The 18,796-nt window shown below is 73.5% G+C and carries 14 protein-coding genes; 3 read left to right on the top strand and 11 right to left on the bottom strand.

Annotated elements, in window-relative coordinates; all coding sequences use genetic code 11:
• Positions 1-307: 307 nt before the first annotated feature.
• Positions 308-1,252: a CysB family HTH-type transcriptional regulator gene (locus ACE3UN_RS16810; RefSeq protein WP_374676133.1), complete on the bottom strand. Its 945-nt coding sequence runs from the start codon at positions 1,250-1,252 to the stop codon at positions 308-310.
• Positions 1,253-1,484: 232 nt separating this feature from the next.
• On the opposite strand from ACE3UN_RS16810, the gene ACE3UN_RS16805 reads away from it, so the two are divergent.
• Entirely contained in the window at positions 1,485-3,716 is a 2,232-nt protein-coding gene (locus ACE3UN_RS16805) for a prolyl oligopeptidase family serine peptidase (protein ID WP_374676132.1), read from the top strand.
• A 64-nt stretch (positions 3,717-3,780) separates the two neighbouring features.
• Here ACE3UN_RS16805 and ACE3UN_RS16800 read toward each other — a convergent pair whose 3' ends face one another.
• Positions 3,781-5,649, bottom strand: a complete 1,869-nt coding sequence (locus ACE3UN_RS16800) for a phosphoenolpyruvate carboxykinase (GTP) (protein ID WP_374676131.1) — start codon at positions 5,647-5,649, stop codon at positions 3,781-3,783.
• 345 nt (positions 5,650-5,994) lie between these two features.
• Positions 5,995-8,574, bottom strand: coding sequence for a S8 family serine peptidase (locus ACE3UN_RS16795; RefSeq protein WP_374676130.1), 2,580 nt, complete (start codon positions 8,572-8,574; stop codon positions 5,995-5,997).
• Positions 8,575-8,748: 174 nt separating this feature from the next.
• On the opposite strand from ACE3UN_RS16795, the gene ACE3UN_RS16790 reads away from it, so the two are divergent.
• Both ACE3UN_RS16790 and ACE3UN_RS16785 read left to right on the top strand, forming a co-directional pair.
• On the top strand, positions 8,749-9,330 hold the full coding sequence (locus ACE3UN_RS16790) for an MOSC domain-containing protein (RefSeq protein WP_374676129.1): 582 nt from the start codon (positions 8,749-8,751) through the stop codon (positions 9,328-9,330).
• A gap of 95 nt (positions 9,331-9,425) precedes the next feature.
• On the top strand, positions 9,426-10,451 hold the full coding sequence (locus tag ACE3UN_RS16785) for a sulfate ABC transporter substrate-binding protein (protein WP_374676128.1): 1,026 nt from the start codon (positions 9,426-9,428) through the stop codon (positions 10,449-10,451).
• Here ACE3UN_RS16785 and ACE3UN_RS16780 read toward each other — a convergent pair.
• The 8 genes from ACE3UN_RS16780 to ACE3UN_RS16745 all read right to left on the bottom strand — a co-directional run bounded on the left by ACE3UN_RS16780 (position 10,415) and on the right by ACE3UN_RS16745 (position 18,684).
• Complete coding sequence (locus tag ACE3UN_RS16780; RefSeq protein WP_374676127.1) at positions 10,415-11,914, bottom strand: FAD/NAD(P)-binding protein; 1,500 nt, start codon at positions 11,912-11,914, stop codon at positions 10,415-10,417. The two genes, ACE3UN_RS16785 and ACE3UN_RS16780, sit on opposite strands and share 37 nt — an antisense overlap.
• Positions 11,915-11,976: 62 nt before the next feature.
• Positions 11,977-12,726: an MBL fold metallo-hydrolase gene (locus tag ACE3UN_RS16775; protein WP_374676126.1), complete on the bottom strand. Its 750-nt coding sequence runs from the start codon at positions 12,724-12,726 to the stop codon at positions 11,977-11,979.
• Between the two features lie 8 nt (positions 12,727-12,734).
• The gene (locus ACE3UN_RS16770) at positions 12,735-13,580 is read right to left on the bottom strand and encodes an ATP-binding cassette domain-containing protein (protein ID WP_374676134.1); all 846 of its coding nucleotides are present in this window, start codon (positions 13,578-13,580) and stop codon (positions 12,735-12,737) included.
• 114 nt (positions 13,581-13,694) lie between these two features.
• Positions 13,695-14,498: an aliphatic sulfonate ABC transporter permease SsuC gene (ssuC, locus tag ACE3UN_RS16765; RefSeq protein WP_374676125.1), complete on the bottom strand. Its 804-nt coding sequence runs from the start codon at positions 14,496-14,498 to the stop codon at positions 13,695-13,697.
• Positions 14,499-14,503: 5 nt separating this feature from the next.
• The gene (ssuD, locus tag ACE3UN_RS16760; RefSeq protein ID WP_374676124.1) at positions 14,504-15,715 is read right to left on the bottom strand and encodes an FMNH2-dependent alkanesulfonate monooxygenase; all 1,212 of its coding nucleotides are present in this window, start codon (positions 15,713-15,715) and stop codon (positions 14,504-14,506) included.
• 44 nt (positions 15,716-15,759) lie between these two features.
• Positions 15,760-16,755 (bottom strand): sulfonate ABC transporter substrate-binding protein, encoded by a 996-nt coding sequence (locus ACE3UN_RS16755; protein WP_374676123.1) that lies wholly within the window; start codon positions 16,753-16,755, stop codon positions 15,760-15,762.
• A gap of 128 nt (positions 16,756-16,883) precedes the next feature.
• Positions 16,884-17,510, bottom strand: a complete 627-nt coding sequence (gene ssuE / locus ACE3UN_RS16750) for an NADPH-dependent FMN reductase (RefSeq protein WP_374676122.1) — start codon at positions 17,508-17,510, stop codon at positions 16,884-16,886.
• A gap of 55 nt (positions 17,511-17,565) precedes the next feature.
• Positions 17,566-18,684, bottom strand: coding sequence for an alkene reductase (locus tag ACE3UN_RS16745; RefSeq protein WP_374676121.1), 1,119 nt, complete (start codon positions 18,682-18,684; stop codon positions 17,566-17,568).
• Between the last annotated feature and the right edge of the window lie 112 nt (positions 18,685-18,796).

The following is an 18,796-nucleotide window of genomic DNA, read 5'->3' as shown; positions in this document are numbered from 1 at the left end:
CGCAGCGCGCTTCGTGCACTGAGTCGCGGCGACTGCCTGAGCGCAGCGAACGCAGTGAGCGAAGCGAGTTGATCCGCGCGACCCGCGGCCGAGCATCGCAGGGAACCTTCGGCCGCAGGCCGAAGGCGCGGACGAATGAGCCAGCCGGGGCGGGCGCCGGCGCGGGCGGGCACCTGCGTCTGCATGCCAGGGCCTTCGACAGACGTGTGCTGAGCTGCGTCGAAGGGCTCAATTGGAGCGCGAAGCGCTGCGGGCCTTCGACAAGCTCAGGCCGAACGGGAAAGGACGGCTCAGGCTGACGCGTGCCTCACAACGGCGCCATCGGCGTGCCCACCGGCGCCGCCTGGGCGCGCTGCACCACCTCCGCCGTGAGGTGCGGCGCGAAGGTCTGGATGAAGGCGTAGGCGAAGCCGCGCAGCAGGCCGCCGCGGCGCACGGCCACGCTGGTGGTGTTGATGGTGAACAGGTGGCGCGCCTCGATGGCGCGCAGGTGGGTGTCGCGCTGGTCGTCGAAGGCGATGGACGCGATGATGCCCACGCCCATGCCGAGCTCGACGTAGGTCTTGATCACGTCCGCGTCCATGGCGGTGAGCACCACGCGCGGGTTCAGGCCGGCGCGGCGGAAGGCATCGTCGATGCTGCCGCGGCCCGTGAGCCCGGTGTCGTAGGTGATGACCGGGTGCTCGGCCAGCCGTTCGAGCGTCAGCGGCGCGTCCAGCAGCGCGTGGCCCGGCGGCACCACGACCGAGTGCGTCCAGCGGTAGCACGGCAGCGCCACCAGGTCGGGGTCGTCGGTGAGCGCGTGCGAGGCGATGCCGATGTCGGCCGCGCCGGTGCGCAGCATCTGCGCGATCTGGTCGGGCGAGCCCTGGTGCAGCTGCAGCTGCACACGCGGGTGGTGGCTGCGGAACTCGTGCACTGCCGTGGGCAGCGCGTAGCGGGCCTGGGAGTGCGTGGCCGCCACGCTGAGCAGCCCGCTGTCGCCGAGCTTGAAGTCGTCGGTGGCGCGGTGCAGGTTCTCCAGGTCCAGCAGCGTGCGCTCCACCCAGGGCAGCACGCGCTCGCCCGCGGGGGTGAGCCCGGTCAGGCGCTTGCCCGCGCGCACGAAGATCTCGAGCCCGAGCTCGTCCTCCAGCTCGCGGATCTGGCGGCTGATGCCGGGCTGCGAGGTGTGCAGCGTCTCCGCCACGGTGGTGAGGTTGAAGCCCTGGCGCACGGCCTCGCGCACGGACCGCAGTTGCTGGAAATTCATGGGTGCGTCATGCGGCAGGCGAGGCCGCATCCTTGTTCGGCGCATTATGGGAAGTCGGCATCCCCGGCGCCAACGACGATTCCCGCCCGAGCTTCTGCCCCCCGCGCATATGGGGAGGCCGGCCGCCCGGACGCGCACGTAAGATCGCCCGCCGGCCGGCCCCCGGGGCCCGGCCACGGCACCACCGGCCCACCGGCCGGGCCCCGCATCCCCCGGCCCCACGAGGATCCCCATGCCCGTTCGCTTCCCGCGCCTGCGCGCGCCCGCCCTCGCTGTCTCGGTGGCCCTGGCCGCCGCCGGGCTGGCCGCCCACGCGGCCCCCGTCGCGCCGCCCGCCACGCCCGTGCGCGACGTGCCGCAGGTGCTGCACGGCACCACCGTGCCCGACCCGTACCGCCACCTGGAGGACGTGAAGCACCCGGCCACCCAGGACTGGCTGAAGGCCCAGGGCGCCTACGCCGAGCAGGCGCTGGCCGCGCTGCCGGAGCGCGCCCGCTTCGCCCAGCGGCTGGCCGACGTGAACCGCAGCACCGGCGACCAGGTGCGCCAGCTCGTCCGCCTGCCGGGCGACCGCCTGTTCTACCTGAAGCGCGCTGCCGGCGAGGCCCAGTTCAAGCTGGTCACGCGCGACGGGCTGGCCGGCGCCGAGCGCGTCCTCGTGGACCCGGAGGCGCTGACCCGCGCCCACGGGGTGCCGCACGCCATCAACTACTTCACCCCCTCGTGGGACGGCAGGCGCCTGGCCTATGGCGTGTCGGCCGGCGGCTCGGAGGACGCGTCGCTCCACCTCATGGATGTGGCCACGGGCCGGCCCCTGGGCGAGCCGGTGCCGCGCGTGCAGCAGGACGGCGTGAGCTGGACGCCGGACAGCCGCTTCGTGGCCTACAACCAGCTGCGTGCGCTGCCCGAGGGCAGCCCGGCCACCGAGCACTACCTGGACAGCACCGTGTTCCTGCTGGAGGCCGGTGCACCCGCCGCCAGCGCCCGGGCGCTGTTCGGCCCGCTGGTCAACCGCGAGCTGGAGCTGGAGCGCCTGGACGTGGCCAGCCTCCAGTTCCATCCCGACAGCCGCTTCATGGTGGCGCGCACCACCGACACCACGGTCCCCGAGGGCAAGCTGTTCGTCGCCCGCGTGGCGGACCTGGCCGAACCGGCGATCAGCTGGCGTCCCCTCTCGCGGTTCGAGGACGCCATCACCGACGTGGTGCTGCACGGCGACACGCTGTACCTGCGCACCCACAAGCAGGCACCGCGCGGCCGCTGGCTGGCGCTGGCGCTGCGCGAGGGCGGCGGCATCGAGAAGGCCAAGGTGGTGCTGGACGCGCCCCCGCGCGCCGTGGTCAAGGGCCTGCTGCCCGCCGCCGACGGCAGCCTGCTGGCCGAGCTGAGCGAGGGCTTCAACACCCGTGTGATGCGCCACGCGGCGCCGGGTCAACCGGGCGTGGACGTGGCCGCCGGCCGGCCCGGCAGCACCTTCCTGCTCGACGACCGGGCCCACGCCCAGGGCGGCGTGTGGATGGGCACCAGCACCTGGACCGAGCCGCCGCGCATCGTGCGCAGCGCCGGGCCCGGCCAGCCGGTGGAGGACACCGGCCTGCTGAAGCTGCAGGTGCCGCCCGGCACGCCGGCGCTCGCCGTGCGTGAGTTGCTGGTGCCGAGCCACGACGGCGTGCAGGTGCCGCTGGCCGTCATCCACCGCGCCGACCGCGTGCCCGGCACGCCGGCGCCTACGCTGCTGGTGGGTTACGGGGCCTACGGCTTCTCCATGGAGGCGCGCTTCAACGCCCTGTCGGTGCCCTGGCTGGAGCAGGGCGGTGTGATGGCGCTGGTCAACGTGCGCGGCAGCGGGGCGTTCGGTGACGACTGGCACCGCGCCGGCTTCAAGACCACCAAGCCCAACACCTGGAAGGACGGCATCGCGGCCGCCCGCTGGCTGGTGGCCGAGCGCTACGCCACGCCGCAGACCCTGGGCATCTGGGGCACGAGCGCCGGCGGCATCTTCGTGGGCCGCGCCGTCACCGAGGCGCCGGATCTCTTCGCCGCGGCCATCTTCGACGTGGGCATCATGGACGCCATCCGGGCCGAGGAATCGGCCAACGGCATCACCAACATCAGCGAGTTCGGCACCGTGAAGGACCCGGTGGAGTTCCGCGCCCTGTTGCAGATGAGCACCTACCACCAGATCCGCGACGGCGTGCGCTACCCCGCGGTGATGCTGGTGCACGGCGTGAACGACCCGCGCGTGGACGTGTGGCAGAGCGCCAAGGCCGCCGCCCGCCTGCAGGCCGCCAGCACCAGCGGCAAGCCCGTGCTGCTGCGCCTGGACGGCCAGGCCGGCCACGGCGTGGGCAGCACCGCGGGCCAGCAGGTGAGCAAGATGGCGGACATCTACGCGTTCCTGCGCGCGCAGATGGTGCTGCCGGGCGGCGCAGGCGCCTCGACGGTGCCCGCCGCAGCCAGGTAGCCCCGCAGGGCGCCCAGCAAAAAGGCCACCTCGCGGTGGCCTTTTCCTTCTCGGCGGGCGGCGGTCAGCCGGCCAGGTGCGCCTCCATGCGCGCCTTGGTGTCCTGCAGCGACTGCGGCAGGTGGTAGGCGAGCTGGGTGAACAGCTCGTCGTGCAGCTTCAGCTCCTCGCGCCAGGCGGCGGGAGAGGCGTCGATGATGCCGGCGAACTGCTCGCGGCTGAAATCGAGGCCGGCCCACTCCAGGTCGTCGTAGCGCGGGCTGATGCCGAAGAAGTGCTCCTCTCCCTGCGCCTGGCCCTCCACGCGCTCGATGATCCACTTGAGCACGCGCATGTTGTCGCCGTAGCCCGGCCACACGAACTTGCCGTCGGCGCCCTTGCGGAACCAATTGACGCAGAAGATCTTCGGCAGGGTGTGGCCGGTGGCCTCCAGGCGCTGCTCCATGTCCAGCCAGTGCTGGAAGTAGTCGCTCATGTTGTAGCCGCAGAACGGCAGCATGGCGAACGGGTCACGGCGCACCACGCCCTGCGCGCCGAAAGCGGCGGCGGTGGTCTCCGAGCCCATGGTGGCGGCCATGTAGACGCCTTCCATCCAGTTGCGCGCCTCGGTGACCAGCGGCACCGTGGTGGAGCGGCGGCCGCCGAAGATGAACGCGTCGATGGCCACGCCCGAGGCGTCGTCCCAGGCCGGGTCGAGCGCGGGGTTGTTGGTGGCCGCCACGGTGAAGCGCGCGTTGGGGTGGGCGGCCTTGGCGCCCGTCTCCTTGGCGATCTGCGGCGTCCAGTCCTTGCCCTGCCAGTCGATGGCGTGGGCCGGCGGCTCGCCGTCCATGCCTTCCCACCACACGTCGCCGTCGTCGGTGAGCGCCACGTTCGTGAAGATCACGTCGCGGCCCAGCGACTGCATGCAGTTCGGATTGGTCTTGAAGTTGGTGCCCGGAGCCACGCCGAAGTAGCCGGCCTCGGGGTTGATGGCGTACAGGCGGCCATCGGCGTGCGGCTTGATCCAGGCGATGTCGTCGCCGATGGTGGTGACCTTCCAGCCGTTGAGCGACTGGGGCGGGATCAGCATGGCGAAGTTGGTCTTGCCGCAGGCGCTGGGGAAGGCGGCGGCCACGTGGTACTTCTTGCCCGCGGGCGAGGTGACGCCCAGGATCAGCATGTGCTCGGCCAGCCAGCCCTGGTCACGCCCCATGGTGGAGGCGATGCGCAGCGCGAAGCACTTCTTGCCCAGCAGCGCGTTGCCGCCGTAGCCGGAGCCGTAGCTCCAGATCTCGCGCGTCTCGGGGTAGTGGACGATGTACTTGGTGGTCGGGTTGCACGGCCAGGCCACGTCCGCCTGGCCGTCGGCCAGGGGCGCGCCCACGGTGTGCACGCAGGGCACGAACTCGCCATCGGTGCCCAGCAGCTCGACGACCGCGCGGCCCATGCGCGTCATGATGCGCATGTTCACGGCCACGTACGGGCTGTCGGACAGCTCCACGCCGATGTGGGCGATGGGCGAGCCGATCGGGCCCATGGAGAAAGGCACCACGTACAGCGTGCGGCCGCGCATCGCGCCCTTGAACAGCGCCTTGTCGCCCGTCTGCAGCAGGGCGCGCATCTCGTCCGGGGCCATCCAGTTGTTGGTGGGGCCGGCGTCTTCCTTCTGCTGGCTGCAGATGAAGGTGCGGTCCTCCACGCGCGCCACGTCGGACGGGTCCGAGCAGGCCAGGTAGCTGTTGGCCCGCTTGGCGGGGTTCAGGCGCTTGAAGGTGCCGGCGTCGACCAGCTGCTGGCACAGGCGGTCGTACTCCTCCTGCGAGCCGTCGCACCAATAGACATCCTTGGCGTCGGTGAGCGTGGCGATCTCGGCGACCCAGGCCAGCAGCCGGGCGTTCTTGACATAAGCGGGCGCGTTCAGGCGCAGCCCCTCCATGGCGGGACGGTTCACGGGTGATGCTCCAGTTTTCAAGACAACAAAGACAAAGGCGGGATTGGGCGAGCCTCGCCGGGGCCCCAAGGGGGTGCGCGGCGGGGCTCGCCCAATGCCGTGGGCCCGGATGTTGTGACGAGGGGCGGTGGCGTGGCCGGGTTACAGCAGATTTCGCGCCTGCCGCCCATGGCTGGCGGCCGCCATACAGGGACATCACCCGTCACCTCAGTGTAATGGGGCGGTAACTCCCCTCCCTGACGGGCCCCATGCAAATCCGACATGGGCCGATGCGCTCCGCGCAGGGCAGCGGCCAGCCATGAAAAAGCCCCGCCGGGGCGGGGCTTCGGGTTGGCGGGCGCTCGCTTACGGGCGGGCGATGGTCACCGGCGGAGACGTCCAGGTCTCCCAGTCGGCGGCCACGGCCGGGTCGCCCAGGGCCTTGAGCACCGACAGCTTGACCGTGTAGGTGCCGTTGGGCACCGGGGTGGGCGTGCCGTTCTTGCCCTTGAACGTGGTGCCGTCCCAGACCCAGTTGAAGAACCCCGTCGCCGTGGAATTGCGCGGCAGGTGGTTGTCCAGGCTGATGAGGTGCATCGACGTGCCGGTGGCGGTGTCGAAGGCCTCCAGGCGCAGCTGGCGGGACTGGTGGTCGAGGTGCACCAGGAAGTACGGCAGGTCACCGTTGGCCAGGGTGTAGGTGGCCCCACCCGGCTGGTTGGTGAAGGAGCCGCCGCTCAGCTTGGCCAGCCACGGGAAGCCGTTGGCCGTGGGCGTGAGCACGGGGATGCTCTGGTAGTCGCCCTTGAAGCCGGCGAACGGCACGCGCAGCGTGTCGCCGCCACCTTGCGGGGTGGCCACCACATAGCCGCCGTACAGGCTCTTGTCGGCCAGGGCCGCGTTGGCCGTCACCGTCACGTCGACCGTGGCCGTGCCCTTGGCCGGCACGGTGAGGCTGCCGGCGCTGAAGGCCACGGTGGCCGGGGCGTCGATGGCGCTCACCGTGAAGGTGTTCGGGCCGGTGGCCAGGGCCGCGGTGTGGCTCAGGTCGTAGGTCACCGCCGTGCTGCCCTTGTTCTTGAAGGTCAGGGTGCGGGTGACCGGGCCGTGCTGGCTCTCGCCCAGGGCCAGCTCACCCGGCAGCACGCGCACGGTGGCGTTCAGCGCGCCCACCAGGTCGAGCATGCCGGCGCCCTGGCGGTGCACCTGGTCGGTGTAGCCGGCCCCGGGGTTGCCCCACCAGGCCTTGGGATCGGCCGCGTTCTGCAGGCGGTCACGCATGTCCTTGGCGCCCTGCTTGGGGTCGCCCTGGAGGATGAGCGCCGCGCCGCCCGCGGTGTGGGGCGAGGACATCGACGTGCCGGAGATCGTGGCATAACCACCCAGCTCCAGCGGGTAGGTCGAGTAGATCATGCCGCCCGGCGCACCGATGTTGGGCTTCAGGCTCAGGTCCGCGGCCAGGCCGTAGGAGCTGAAGCTCGAGATCAGCCCGCCGGTGACGTTGGGGAAGCTGCCCAGGTCGGCGCGCCAGGTCATGTCCACCGAGCCCGCGGCCAGGCGGTCGTCGATGAGGTTGCCCTCCACGTCCGACACACTGACCACCGGCACGGTGATGGCCGGCGTGCCCACCACCGTGGGCGAGATACGCCCGGCCACGTTGTTGTAGAGCACCACGCCCGCCGCGCCGGCCACCTGCGCGTTGAACGCCTTCTGGTAGAAGCTGCAGGTGCCGCGGCGGATGAGCGCGACCTGGCCGGTGAGGCTGCCCGCCGGCAGCGTGGCGCAGGCGTCGTCCAGGCTGGTCTTGCTGCCGGTGCGCGCCATGGGCTGCGTGCCCGACGTGGGCGCCGCGGGGGCGCCCGTGGCCTGCTGGTAGCCGATGGGCGTGCCGTCGGGCGAGATGCCGAACTGGTTGAGCTTGCTGTGCGAGTTGTCGAAGGAGGCGACGCCGATGACCTTCTTGCCCACGCCCGGCGCGCCGGCGGCGTACAGGCCGCTGGTGCCGCTGTTGCCGATGGACGCGACCATCACCACCCCCTGCTTCACCAGGCGGTCGGCGGCCTTGGCGGTGGGGTAGTCGGGCCACTGGAACGACGAGCCGATGGACTGGTTGACCACCTGCATGCCGTCGGCCAGCGCCCGCTCCATGGCGTCGATCATCACGTCGGCCAGCGTGGAGCCGGCGCAGCCGAACACCCGGTAGGCGCCCAGCGTGACCTTGGGGGCCACGCCGGTGACGTCGCCGTCGGCACCGACGATGCCGGCCACGTGCGTGCCGTGGCCGCCGCAGTCGTCGGGGTTGGCGTCGGGCACCGGGACCGGGTTGTAGCCGGGGCTGGCCGGGTCGGCGTTGAACGCGTCCCCGACGAAGTCGTAGCCGTAGGCCACGCGCGAGGTCGGGAAGGGGGTGGAGCCGGGCGTGCCGGCGCCGCCCAGCGCCGGGTGGTCGATGTCGACACCGGAATCGATGATGCCGACCTTGATGCCTTCGCCCTTGAGGCCCAGGCCGTGCAGCACGTCGGCGCCCGTCATGGCCAGCGCGGTGTCCAGCTGGGGCCGCACGTCACCCTCGGCCTTGATGGGCTTGGGCGCCTGGATGACCTCCACCGGGTACATCGCCTTCACGCCCGGCAGTCGGGCGATCCTGGCGCGCTCGGCCGGCGACACGTCGATGGACAGGCCGTTGAACAGCACGTCGAACGAGCGGCGCTCCTTGAACTGGATGCCGGCCTTGCGCGCGGCGTCGCGGAACGCGGCCTTCTCCGCGCGGACCTTGTCGAGCCGGGCGCCCTCGGAGGTGGGCAGGCCCTGGAACTCGACGAACCACAGGCGGCTTTGCTCGGCGGCCTGGGCGGGCACCGACTTGGCGCCGTGGGCGCCGGCCATGCCCAGGGTCAGGGCGGCGGCGGCGGCGCTGGCCAGCAGTGTCTTGCGGATGGGTGTCACGCGTTGCTCCTCGATGGATCGGATAAGGGGTGGCGGAAGGCGGCGGATGGCCGCGGGCGCCGCATTTGCAACATTCGAGCCACGCATGCTCGACACATCCGGTCACGCCGTCACCCCGTACAAGCCCCGCGACGTGAAGGTTCTTGATGATTCGACGGCGTTGACAATCGCCCCATGAAGATCCTGAGCGTGAACACCGCGCGCGCCCAAGCCGTGCGCATCAACGGCCGCGAGGTCATGACGGCCATCGGCAAGCGCCCGCGCAGCGGCGCCGTCGAGGTGGGCCCGATGGGGCTGGAGGGCGACGAGCAGGCGGACCTCAGCGTGCACGGCGGCCTGGCCAAGGCGGTGTATGCCTACCCACACGGGCACTACGCCTTCTGGCGCACGGTGCGCGCCCAGGCCCGCGCAGGCGGCTGGGACGACGCGCTGCAGCCACCCGGCAGCATGGGCGAGAACCTCACGCTCGAGGGCGTGACCGAGCGTGGCCTGTGGGTGGGCGACCGCCTGCGCTTCGACGGTGGCTGTGTGCTTGCGGTGAGCGAGCCGCGCTTCCCGTGCTTCAAGTTCAACGCCGCCATGGGCTTCGCGAAGGCGGCCAAGCTGATGGTGGAGTCCGGCTACTGCGGCACCTACCTGGCCGTGGTGCAGCCCGGGGCCGTGCAGGCCGGCGAGGGCTTCACGCTGGAGCCCGGCCCGCGCGAGGTGGGCCTGCTCGAGCTGTTCCGCGCGCGCACGGCCGGCAAGGCGTTCTAGCCGCGCGGAGGTGCTAAGCAAGCGCGTTTCGCTTCGTTGCGGCCGGGCGGCTCGGCGCCGCACCATGCGCGGCCCCACCACCCGACCGCGACACCGTGCACCGCCGAACCTTCCTCGCCACGCCCCTGGGCCTGGCCACCCTCGCCGCGCCCCTCGCGCCCGCGCGTGCCCAGGGCACCGCGCCCGCCACCACCCTGCTGAACGTCAGCTACGACGTCTCACGCGAGTTCTACAAGGACTTCAACGCCGCCTTCCTGGCCCACTGGCAGGCGCAGGGCGGCGCGCCGCTGGCGCTGAACCAGTCGCACGGCGGCTCCAGCAAGCAGGCGCGCAGCGTGGCGGACGGGCTGGCCGCGGACGTGGTGACCATGAACCAGGCCAACGACATCGACATGCTGGCCGAGCGCGGGCTGGTGGCGGCGGACTGGTCGCGCCGGCTGCCGGACAACGCGGCGCCGACGACCTCCGTCTCCGTCATCCTGGTGCGCGCGGGCAACCCGCGTGGCATCCGCGACTGGACCGACCTGGGCCGTCCCGGCGTCTCGGTGATCGTGCCCAACCCCAAGACCTCGGGCAACGGCCGCTACACCTACCTGGCCGCCTGGGGTGCCGCCCTGCGCGGCGGCGCCGGGCCGGACGCCGCCCGCGCGCTGGTGGCACGGCTGTTCGGGAACGTGCCGGTGCTCGATGGCGGCGGCCGCGCCGCCACCACCACGTTCGCGCAGCGGGGCATGGGCGACGCGCTCGTCACCTTCGAGAGCGAGGCGCCCTTGATCGAGCGCGAGTTCGGCGGCGGGTTCGAGCGGGTGTACCCCGGCTGGACGGTGCTGGCGGAGAACCCGGTGGCGGTGGTCGACGCCGTGGTGGACCGCCGGGGCACGCGCGGCGCGGCCGAGGCCTACCTGCGCCACCTGTGGTCGCCGCAGGGTCAGGCGATCGCCGCCCGCCACCACCTGCGGCCGCGTGACGCGCGCGTGCACGCCGCCCATGCGGGGCAGTTCCCAGCCGTGCGCACCTTCACCGTGGACGAGGCGTTCGGTGGCTGGTCGCGCGCCCAGCGCACGCACTTCGACGACGGCGGCGTCTACGACCAGATCGTCGCGGCAGCCGGGCGGCGCTGAGCGTTCGCCTCCACGACGTCGCACACCGCCGCGGCCGCCAGGGCGGCGTGCACGCGCAGCTCGGGGATGGCGATGGCCTCCCAGTCCTGCGCCTTGCGCAAGGGCCCCACGTAGAACAGCGCAGGCTGCGGGTGGCCCTCCGCGTCCAGCAGCCGGCCCACGCGGTCCACGTTCACGCCCAGCCCGAGCGCGTCCACCTGCAGCCGCCCCTGTGCCTGCAGGGCCTGCCACAAGCCGCCGGCGGCCGTGTGCGGCGCCCGGCCCACCTGGGCCGACGGGCCGGTGCAGTTGACCACCGCCGCCACCTGGCGCTGCCCGGCCGGCCCGGTGCCCCGGGGGCGCCAGGTGGCCACCAGGCTGCCGTCGGCCAGCCGCTCGACGCGGTCGAGCCGGCCGGCCTGCACGTCCAGGCGGCCGGCCGCGCGCGCGGCGTCCAGCCGGCCCTGGATGCCGGGGGCCAGGCGGTGCCGGTGGGTGTCCCACCAGGGCTGCAGATGGCGCAGGAACTGCCGCCGCTGCCGGCCGTCGAGCTGCTGCCACAGTGCCGGCGTGGCCCGGCGCAGGCTGGCCATGAGTTGTCGCCAGTCGACGCCCTGTGCCGCGGCGCGGCCCGCCAGCGTGCGCAGTGCCCGCAGCCGGGCCGCCAGCGGCAGGGCCGGGGCCTCGGCCGGCGCGAGCCACTGCTGGAGCGCGTCGGCCAGGGGGCCGGGTGGCAGGGGCAGCGATTCCTGCACGTGTTGCGGCTGGGGCAGCAGGCCGCGGCGTGACAGCAGCGTCACGCGGCCGGCATGGCCCTGGTCCTGCAGCCAGGTGACCACGTCGATGGCCGACAGGCCGCTGCCCAGCAGCAGCACCTCGGCCGCGTCCGGCAGGGCCGACAGGGCCGCCAGCGCCGATTCCTCCCAGGGGTCGGCCACCATGCCGGGCTCGCCCCATGCGGCCCCGCCGCCCACCCGCGGCACCTGGGTGGCCAGGTGGCCACTGGCCACCAGCACGGCATCCACGTCCAGCGTGCGGCCGTCGTCCAGCCGCAGCCGTTCGGCACCGCCAGCGGTGCGCTGCACGGACCGCACGGCCTGCCCCCAGGTGCGCGTCTGCACGCCCCGCGCGGCGGCCTGCCGCTCGGCGTCGGCCAGTGCCTCGTCGAGGTACTGGCCCAGCAGCATGCGCGGCACGTACTCGCCGCCGGTGTGCGGCCCATGGCGGCGCTCCAGCCAGCGCAGGAAGCCGGCCTCGTCGCCGGCGTCCCAGCCCAGCCGGCCGGCCGGTACGTTCAGCCAGTGGCTGGCGCAGCGGGTGCCGTAGGCCAGGCCCCGGCCACGGCGGGCCGCCGGCTCGAACAAGGCCAGCCGCGCGCCGGCGGGCAGCCGCCGCAGCAGGTGCAAGGCGGTGGCGGTGCCGCTGAAGCCCAGCCCGATCACCGCCACGGTGGGGCCCGGCAGGCCCGTATCGAAGGTGTCCATGGGCGGCCATGCTCACGCGCGCGGCCCAGGCAAGCTACGACTTAATTCTCAGCACCATATGCTTATTCCGATGCGGAATAAAGAGGCGCCGGCGCGTCCGGCAGGGGGGCCCCCGCCCGCCGGTTCGCCGGCAGCGCGACGTCGATGGCGCGCGGCGGCGGCAGGTCCAGGGCCGCCATCAGCGCCATGAATTCCGCCCGGGAGCGGCCGGCGAAGCGGGGGTTGTGCGCGTGCTCATCGCCGATGCACGACACGCGCCGGCCCCGGTAGTCGTGGCCGGGATACACCAGGGTGTCACCGGGCAGCCGGAACAGCCGGCCGGTGACGGCGTCATACAGCCGGCCGGCGTCGCCCCCCTGGATGTCCGTGCGGCCACAGCCGCCGATCAGCAGCGCGTCGCCGGTGAAGACGCGGCCCCGCCACAGGAAGCTCATGTGGCCGGGCGTGTGGCCCGGGGTGGCGATCACCCGCAGTGCCTCGTGGCCGAACGTCAGGCAGTCACCGTCCTGCAGCGCACGCTGGTAGCCGGTGGCGTCGGAGGGCGCGCCCAGCGCCGTGCAGGCCGTGTCCGGCCAGACGCGGCGCAGGGCCTCCGCGCCGGTGACGTGGTCGGCATGCAGGTGGGTGTCCAGCACCCACCGCGGGCGCCAGCCCGCGGCCCGCAGCAGCGCCTCGTCGCGCGCCCGCTGCCCGTGCACGGGGTCGATCACCACCGCCTCGCCGCTGCGCGCGCAGGCCAGCACATACGTGTAGGTGGACGAGACCGGGTCGAACAGCTGGCCGAACCCGGCCGCGCCGTCCGGGCCCGGCACCGCCCCCGTCATGCGAACACCCCGCCGGCCGGCCAGCCCGTGGCGGCGGCCCCCGACGTCGGTAGGTGGGCGGCGCCGGCCGGCGGCTGCAGCACCCGGCGCAGCACCTGGTCTTCGAGGGCGGCGAAGGCCGCCGAGCCGCGTGCCCGGGGGCGCGGCAGGGGCACCGCCGCGTCCAGCGCGACGCCGCCCCCTTCGATGAGCACCACCCGGTCGGCCAGCGCCACCGCCTCGGCGACGTCGTGGGTGACGAGCAGCGCGGTGAAGCCCAGCCCGCGCCACAGGCTTTCGATGAGCGCCTGCATCTCGATGCGCGTGAGCGCGTCCAGGGCACCCAGCGGCTCGTCCAGCAGCAGCAGGCGCGGGCGGTGCACCAGCGCGCGGGCGAGCGCCACGCGCTGGCGCTGTCCGCCCGACAGCTGGGCCGGCCAATCGCCGCCCCGGTCGGCCAGGCCCACCTGCTCGAGCGCGTCGTGCGCCCGGCGGCGCACCGCCGCCGCGGGCCCGTCGAGGCCCAGCGCCACGTTGTCACGCACCCGCTTCCATGGCAGCAGCCGCGCGTCCTGGAACATCAGCCGCAGGTCGTCGCGCGCCTGCGCCACCGGGCGGCCGCCGATGTGCACGCTGCCCGCGTCGGCGGGCTCCAGGCCGGCTACCTGGCGCAGCAGCGTGCTCTTGCCGCAGCCGCTGCGGCCCACGATGGCCACGAACTCCCCGGGCGCCAAGTCCAGGTCCACGCCGTCCAGCACCGCCCGGCGGCCGTACCGGCGCACCAGGTCGCGCGCCTGCACGGCCACGCCGCGCGCGGCGGGATGGCGCGGGGGCGGCGAAGGCGCGGGGCCCGCCGGGGGCATCGCGTCCGGGCCGATCCATTCGCGCAGGGCGGCCCAGGCGCCGGCGGGCGCCAGTTCGGTGCGAGCAACATGCATGGAAACTCCTTCGTCAGTTCGCGCGCGCGCCATGCGGCCTCAGGCGGCGCGGTAGCCGGGGTGCCAGCGCAGCCACCAGCGCTCGAGCCCACGCGCCACCACGTCGGCCAGCTTGCCCAGCAGGGCGTACAGGATGATCCCCACCAGCACCACATCGGTCTGCAGGAACTCGCGCGCATTCATCGTGAGGTAGCCGATGCCCGCCTGGGCGGAGATGGTCTCGGCCACGATGAGCAGCACCCACATCAGTCCCAACGCGAAGCGCAGCCCCACCAGGATGGACGGCAGCGCCCCCGGCAGGATCACGTGCCGGTACAGCGCCCAGCCGCCGAGGCCGTAGCTGCGCGCCATCTCCACCAGGCCGGCGTCGACCGAGCGGATGCCATGGAAGGTGTTGAGGTAGACGGGGAAGAACACGCCCACCGCCACCAGGAACAGCTTGGCGGCCTCGTCGATGCCGAACCACAGGATCACCAGGGGGATGAGCGCCAGCGCAGGGATGTTGCGCAGCATCTGCAGGCTGCCGTCCAGCAGCGTCGCGGCCCAGCGGAAGCTGCCGCACAGCAGGCCGAGCAGCAGCCCCGCCCCGCCGCCCAGCGCCAGGCCGGCCAGCGCCCGGCCGGTGCTGATGGCCGCGTGGTGCGCCAGCTCGCCGGAGGCCACCAGCCCGGCGAAGGCCGCGGCCACCGCACGCGGCTCGGGCAGCACACGGCTGGACAGCCAGCCGCCCAGCGAGGCCAGCTCCCAGCACAGCACGATGCCCATGGGCACGGCCCATGGCAGCAGGCGCCGGGCGGTGGCGCGGGTGGCCCGCCGGACCGGTCCGGGGCGTGCGGCGGCCATGGTGCTCAACCCGCCGCGCGGGCCCGCGCCGCCGTGTCCTCCGCAAAGGGGGCGGGCGCAGCGCGCGGCACATGGGTGTTGGCCACGATCTCGCCGAAGGGGCCGGTGAGCCGCGGCTGCGCCAGCCGCTGCCGCACGTCCAGCGGCAGCAGCGGGAACACCAGCTCGGCGACGCGGTAGGCCTCCTCCAGGTGCGGGTAGCCGCTGAGGATGAAGTGGTCCAGGCCCAGCGCGGCGTACTCCTTCAGGCGCTCCGCCACCTGCTGGGGGCTGCCCACCAGGGCGGTGCCGGCGCCACCGCGCACCAGGCCCACGCCGGCCCACAGGTTCGGCGCCACCTCCAGCCCCTGGCGGATGTCGCGCGGGTTGAAGCGCCCGCCGTGCAGGGCGGCCATGCGCCGCTGGCCCTCGGAATCCATGCGGCCGAAGGTCTGCTGGGCGCGCGCCACCGTGTCCTCGTCCAGGTGCGACAGCAGCTGCGCCGCCGCCGCCCACGCGGCGTCCTCGGTCTCGCGCACGATCACGTGCAGGCGGATGCCGAACTGCAGCGTGCGGCCGTGGCGCGCCGCGCGCTCGCGCACATCCGCCACCTTCGCGGCCACCGCGGCGGGCGGCTCGCCCCAGGTGAGGTAGGTGTCCAGCTGCGCCGCGGCCAGCTCGTGCGCCTCGGGCGAGGAGCCGCCGAAGAACAGCGGCGGGTAGGGCCGCTGCACCGGCGGGTACAGCAGGCGTGCGCCCTCCACGCGCAGGTGCTGGCCGCGGAAGTCGAAGGGCTCGCCGGTGTGGCTGCGCGCCATGATCTCGCGCCAGACGGTCATGAACTCCGCCGCCTGCTGGTAGCGCTCGGCATGCGGCAGGAACTGCCCGTCGCCGGCGAGCTCGGCCGCGTCACCGCCGGTGACCAGGTTGATGAGCAGCCGGCCGCCGGACAGGCGGTCGAAGCTGGCCGCGATGCGGGCGTACTGGCTGGGCGTGATGAGCCCCGGCCGCAGCGCCACCAGGAACTTCAGCCGGCGCGTGGCGTCGATCAGGCTGGACGCCACCGTCCAGGGGTCCTCGCAGGAGCGGCCGGTGGGGATGAGCACCCCTTCGTAGCCCAGCGTGTCGGCCGCCACCGCCACCTGCTTGAAGTAGCTGAAGTCGGCCACGCGCGCACCGTGCGCCGTGCCCAGGTAGCGGCTGTCGCCGTGCGTCGGGATGAACCAGAGGATCTTCATGGGGCTTCCTGTGCAATGGCAGGCCGTCGGGCGGACAGGCGCGCTCAGCGCGCCGTGGGCAGCGCATCGGCGATGTGGATGGGACGCGGGATGAGCTTCAGCGCATGGAAGGTGTCGGCGATCTTCTGCTGCTCGGCCGCCACGGCGGGCGTGAGCGGCGCGACGCCGAACTGGTAGCGCTGCAGGCTGAGCTCCACCACCGCCGGGTCCAGGCCCTGGATGGGCGCGATCAACGCCGCGGCCTGGCGCAGGTTGGCCTTGAGCCAGCGCCCGCGCTCCACCGTGTCCTCGAACAGGTGGCGGATCACCTGCGGATGGCGCTCGGCATAGCCGCGCTCGGCCAGGTAGTACGCGTAGTTGCTCACCACGCCCCGGCCGTCGGCCAGGATGCGTGCGCCGGTCTGCTTCTGCACCGCGGCCAGGAACGGGTCCCAGATGACCCAGGCGTCCACGGCGCCGCGCTCGAACGCGGCACGCGCATCGGCCGGCGGCAGGAACACCGGCTGGATGTCGGCATACGACAGCCCCGCCTTCTCCAGCGCCCGCACCAGCAGGTAATGCACGTTGGACCCCTTGTTCAGGGCCACCTTCCTGCCCTTGAGCTGGGCCACCGACTGCAGTGCCGAGCCCTGCGGTACCACGATGGCCTCGGCCTCGGGCGCCGCCGGATCGTGGCCGATGTAGACGAAGCCGGCGCCGGCCGCCTGCGCAAAGATGGGCGGCGCCTCGCCGACGAAGCCCACGTCCACCGACCCCACGTTCAGCCCCTCGAGCAGCTGCGGCCCGGCAGGGAACTCCACCCACTGCACCGCCACGCCCAGTGGCGCCAGGCGCCTTTCCAGCGTGCCCTGTGACTTCTGCAGCGCCAGCAGGCTCGCCGATTTCTGGTAGCCGATGCGCAGCGGCGGCGCTGTCTGCGCCTGCGCCGGTCCGGCGGTGGACAGCACCACGGCGGCCACGGACACGGCATGCGCCGCGGCGGCGGCGATCAGGGCCCGGCGGCGCCAGGCCGGCGGGGAGGAGGAACGGGAGGTCGTCATGGGTGGCAAGGCTCGTGGTGCGGGCGCACGGCGGGCGCGGTGGCGCCTCGGCCGGGCCGATGGACAGGGAAGAAGGGGGCCCGCCAGGCGGGGCCCGGGGGGTCAGCCGGCGCGCGGCGGCGGCGGCGTCAACACGCCGCGGTCACGCCGCCCAGCGCCCTCGCCAGGCGCTCGCGCACCGCGGCGTCGGGTCGCCAGCCGCCGGCCTCGTCGGGCTCGAACTGCGCTTCGGTGGCGAAGACGGTGTCCAGGATGTCGCGCGCGCCCAGCGCACCCAGCACCGGCCGCAGGCTGTAGTCCACGGCCAGCAGGTGGGCCAGGCTGCCCCCCGTGGCCAGCGGCAGCACCCGCTTGCCGCGCAGCGCGTCCGGCGGCAGCAGGTCCAGGAAGAGCTTGAGCACACCGCTGTAGGCGGCCTTGTAGATCGGCGTGGCCACCAGCACCCACTCCGCCTGCACGACCTGGGCGAGGGCACGCGCGAGCTCCGGCTCGCTGGGGTCGGCCCTCACCAGCGCCAGCTGGGGCAGCCCGGCGATGTGGATGGGCCCGGCCGCCGGGTCGCCCGTCACCGCCGCCAGCGCATGGCGCAGCAGCGCGGCCGAGCGTGAGCGTGCCGACGGGCTGCCAGCCAGGCCGGCCACCGCCACGGGGCGGCCGCGGCGGCCGTTCGGCGCCCAGCCGCCGGAGGGCGCAGCCACGCACGGAGCCGGGCCGCCTGCCGGCGCGTCGAGGAGTGAAGCGGTGTCGAGCAGCATGGCCGCCACCTTATCGGCGGCGGCGGGCCCGGCCAACGAAGCGTTTCGAGGGTGCTTAGACCGCGTGCGCCGCGGCCAGCGGCGGGTAGTCGGTGTAGCCCGCCTCGCCGCCGCCGTAGAAGGTCTTCACGTCCGGCGTGTTCAGCGCGGCGCCTTCTCGCAGCCGCCGGCCGAGGTCGGGGTTGGCGATGAAGGCGCGGCCGAAGGCCACCAGGTCGGCGCGCCCCTCGGCCACCGCGGCCTGCGCCATGGCGCCGTCGTAGCCGTTGTTCACCATCCAGGCGCTGGCCGTCTTCGCGCGCAGCGCGGCGTAGTCGAAGGGTGTCACCCCCTGCTCGCTCAGGTCGCGCGGGCCGCCGGTGGCGCCCTCGATGACGTGCACGTAGGCCAGGCCGTAGGGCGCCAGGCGCTCCACCGCGCGGCCGTACAGCGCCTGGGCGTCGCTGTCCTGGCCGGCGTCGTTGGCCGGCGTGACGGGCGACAGGCGCACGCCCGTGCGGCCGCCACCGATCTCGGCGGTGATGCCCTCGATGGCCTCCACCAGCAGGCGGGTGCGGTGCTCGATGCCGCCGCCATAGGCGTCGGTGCGGTCGTTGATGCTGTCGCGCAGGAACTGCTCGATCAGGTAGCCGTTGGCCGCGTGCAGCTCCACGCCGTCGAAGCCGGCCTGCATGGCCAGGCCCGCGGCGCGCCGGTAGTCGGCCACGATGCGCGCGATCTCGGCCGTCTCCAGCGCACGGGGCGCCGACACGGGCACGAAGCCACCCGTGACGAAGGTCTTGGCCTTGGCCGCGCGGGCGGTGGACGACTCCGGCGCCGCGCCGCCGGGCAGCAGCGACGTGTGCGAGATGCGGCCGACGTGCCACAGCTGGATCACGACCTTGCCGCCTTCCGCATGGATGGCGTCGGTCACGTGCTTCCAACCGGCCACCTGCTCGGGCGTGTGGATGCCCGGCGTGTCCAGGTAGCCCTGCCCCATGGGGCTGATCTGGCTCGCCTCGGTGACGATGAGGCCCGCGCCGGTGGCCGGGTTGGCGCGCTGGCGGTAGTACTCGGCCATCAGCGCGGTGGGCACCTGGCCGGCGCCGGCGCGGTTGCGGGTCAGGGGCGCCATCACCAGCCGGTTGGCCAAGGTGATGTCGCCCATGCGGAAGGGATCGAAGAGGGAAGTCATGCTTTTCAGCCTAGCCGCGACGCTGCGGCTACAGTGCGCGCTGGATCAAAGCCCGACGACGCGGACCGTCCTTCGCGCGACAGCGTGCAGGCGACCGCCGTTTCGGGCATGG

The organism is Ideonella sp. (genome assembly GCF_041918995.1).
Lineage (GTDB): Bacteria > Pseudomonadota > Gammaproteobacteria > Burkholderiales > Burkholderiaceae_C > Ideonella.
Note: the sequence above shows the minus strand (reverse complement) of the source record. Positions and strands in the feature narration are given on the sequence as shown.

What these genes read in the sequence shown, in the direction of transcription:
- ACE3UN_RS16805 (WP_374676132.1), top strand. Translation starts at nt 1,485, where the DNA reads ATGCCCGTTCGCTTCCCGCGCCTGCGCGCGCCCGCCCTCGCTGTCTCG.
- ACE3UN_RS16770 (WP_374676134.1), bottom strand. Translation starts at nt 13,580, where the DNA reads ATGCCCCCGGCGGGCCCCGCGCCTTCGCCGCCCCCGCGCCATCCCGCC.
- ssuE (WP_374676122.1), bottom strand. Translation starts at nt 17,510, where the DNA reads ATGCTGCTCGACACCGCTTCACTCCTCGACGCGCCGGCAGGCGGCCCG.
- ACE3UN_RS16810 (WP_374676133.1), bottom strand. Translation starts at nt 1,252, where the DNA reads ATGAATTTCCAGCAACTGCGGTCCGTGCGCGAGGCCGTGCGCCAGGGC.
- ACE3UN_RS16755 (WP_374676123.1), bottom strand. Translation starts at nt 16,755, where the DNA reads ATGACGACCTCCCGTTCCTCCTCCCCGCCGGCCTGGCGCCGCCGGGCC.
- ssuC (WP_374676125.1), bottom strand. Translation starts at nt 14,498, where the DNA reads ATGGCCGCCGCACGCCCCGGACCGGTCCGGCGGGCCACCCGCGCCACC.
- ACE3UN_RS16745 (WP_374676121.1), bottom strand. Translation starts at nt 18,684, where the DNA reads ATGACTTCCCTCTTCGATCCCTTCCGCATGGGCGACATCACCTTGGCC.
- ACE3UN_RS16780 (WP_374676127.1), bottom strand. Translation starts at nt 11,914, where the DNA reads ATGGACACCTTCGATACGGGCCTGCCGGGCCCCACCGTGGCGGTGATC.
- ACE3UN_RS16790 (WP_374676129.1), top strand. Translation starts at nt 8,749, where the DNA reads ATGAAGATCCTGAGCGTGAACACCGCGCGCGCCCAAGCCGTGCGCATC.
- ssuD (WP_374676124.1), bottom strand. Translation starts at nt 15,715, where the DNA reads ATGAAGATCCTCTGGTTCATCCCGACGCACGGCGACAGCCGCTACCTG.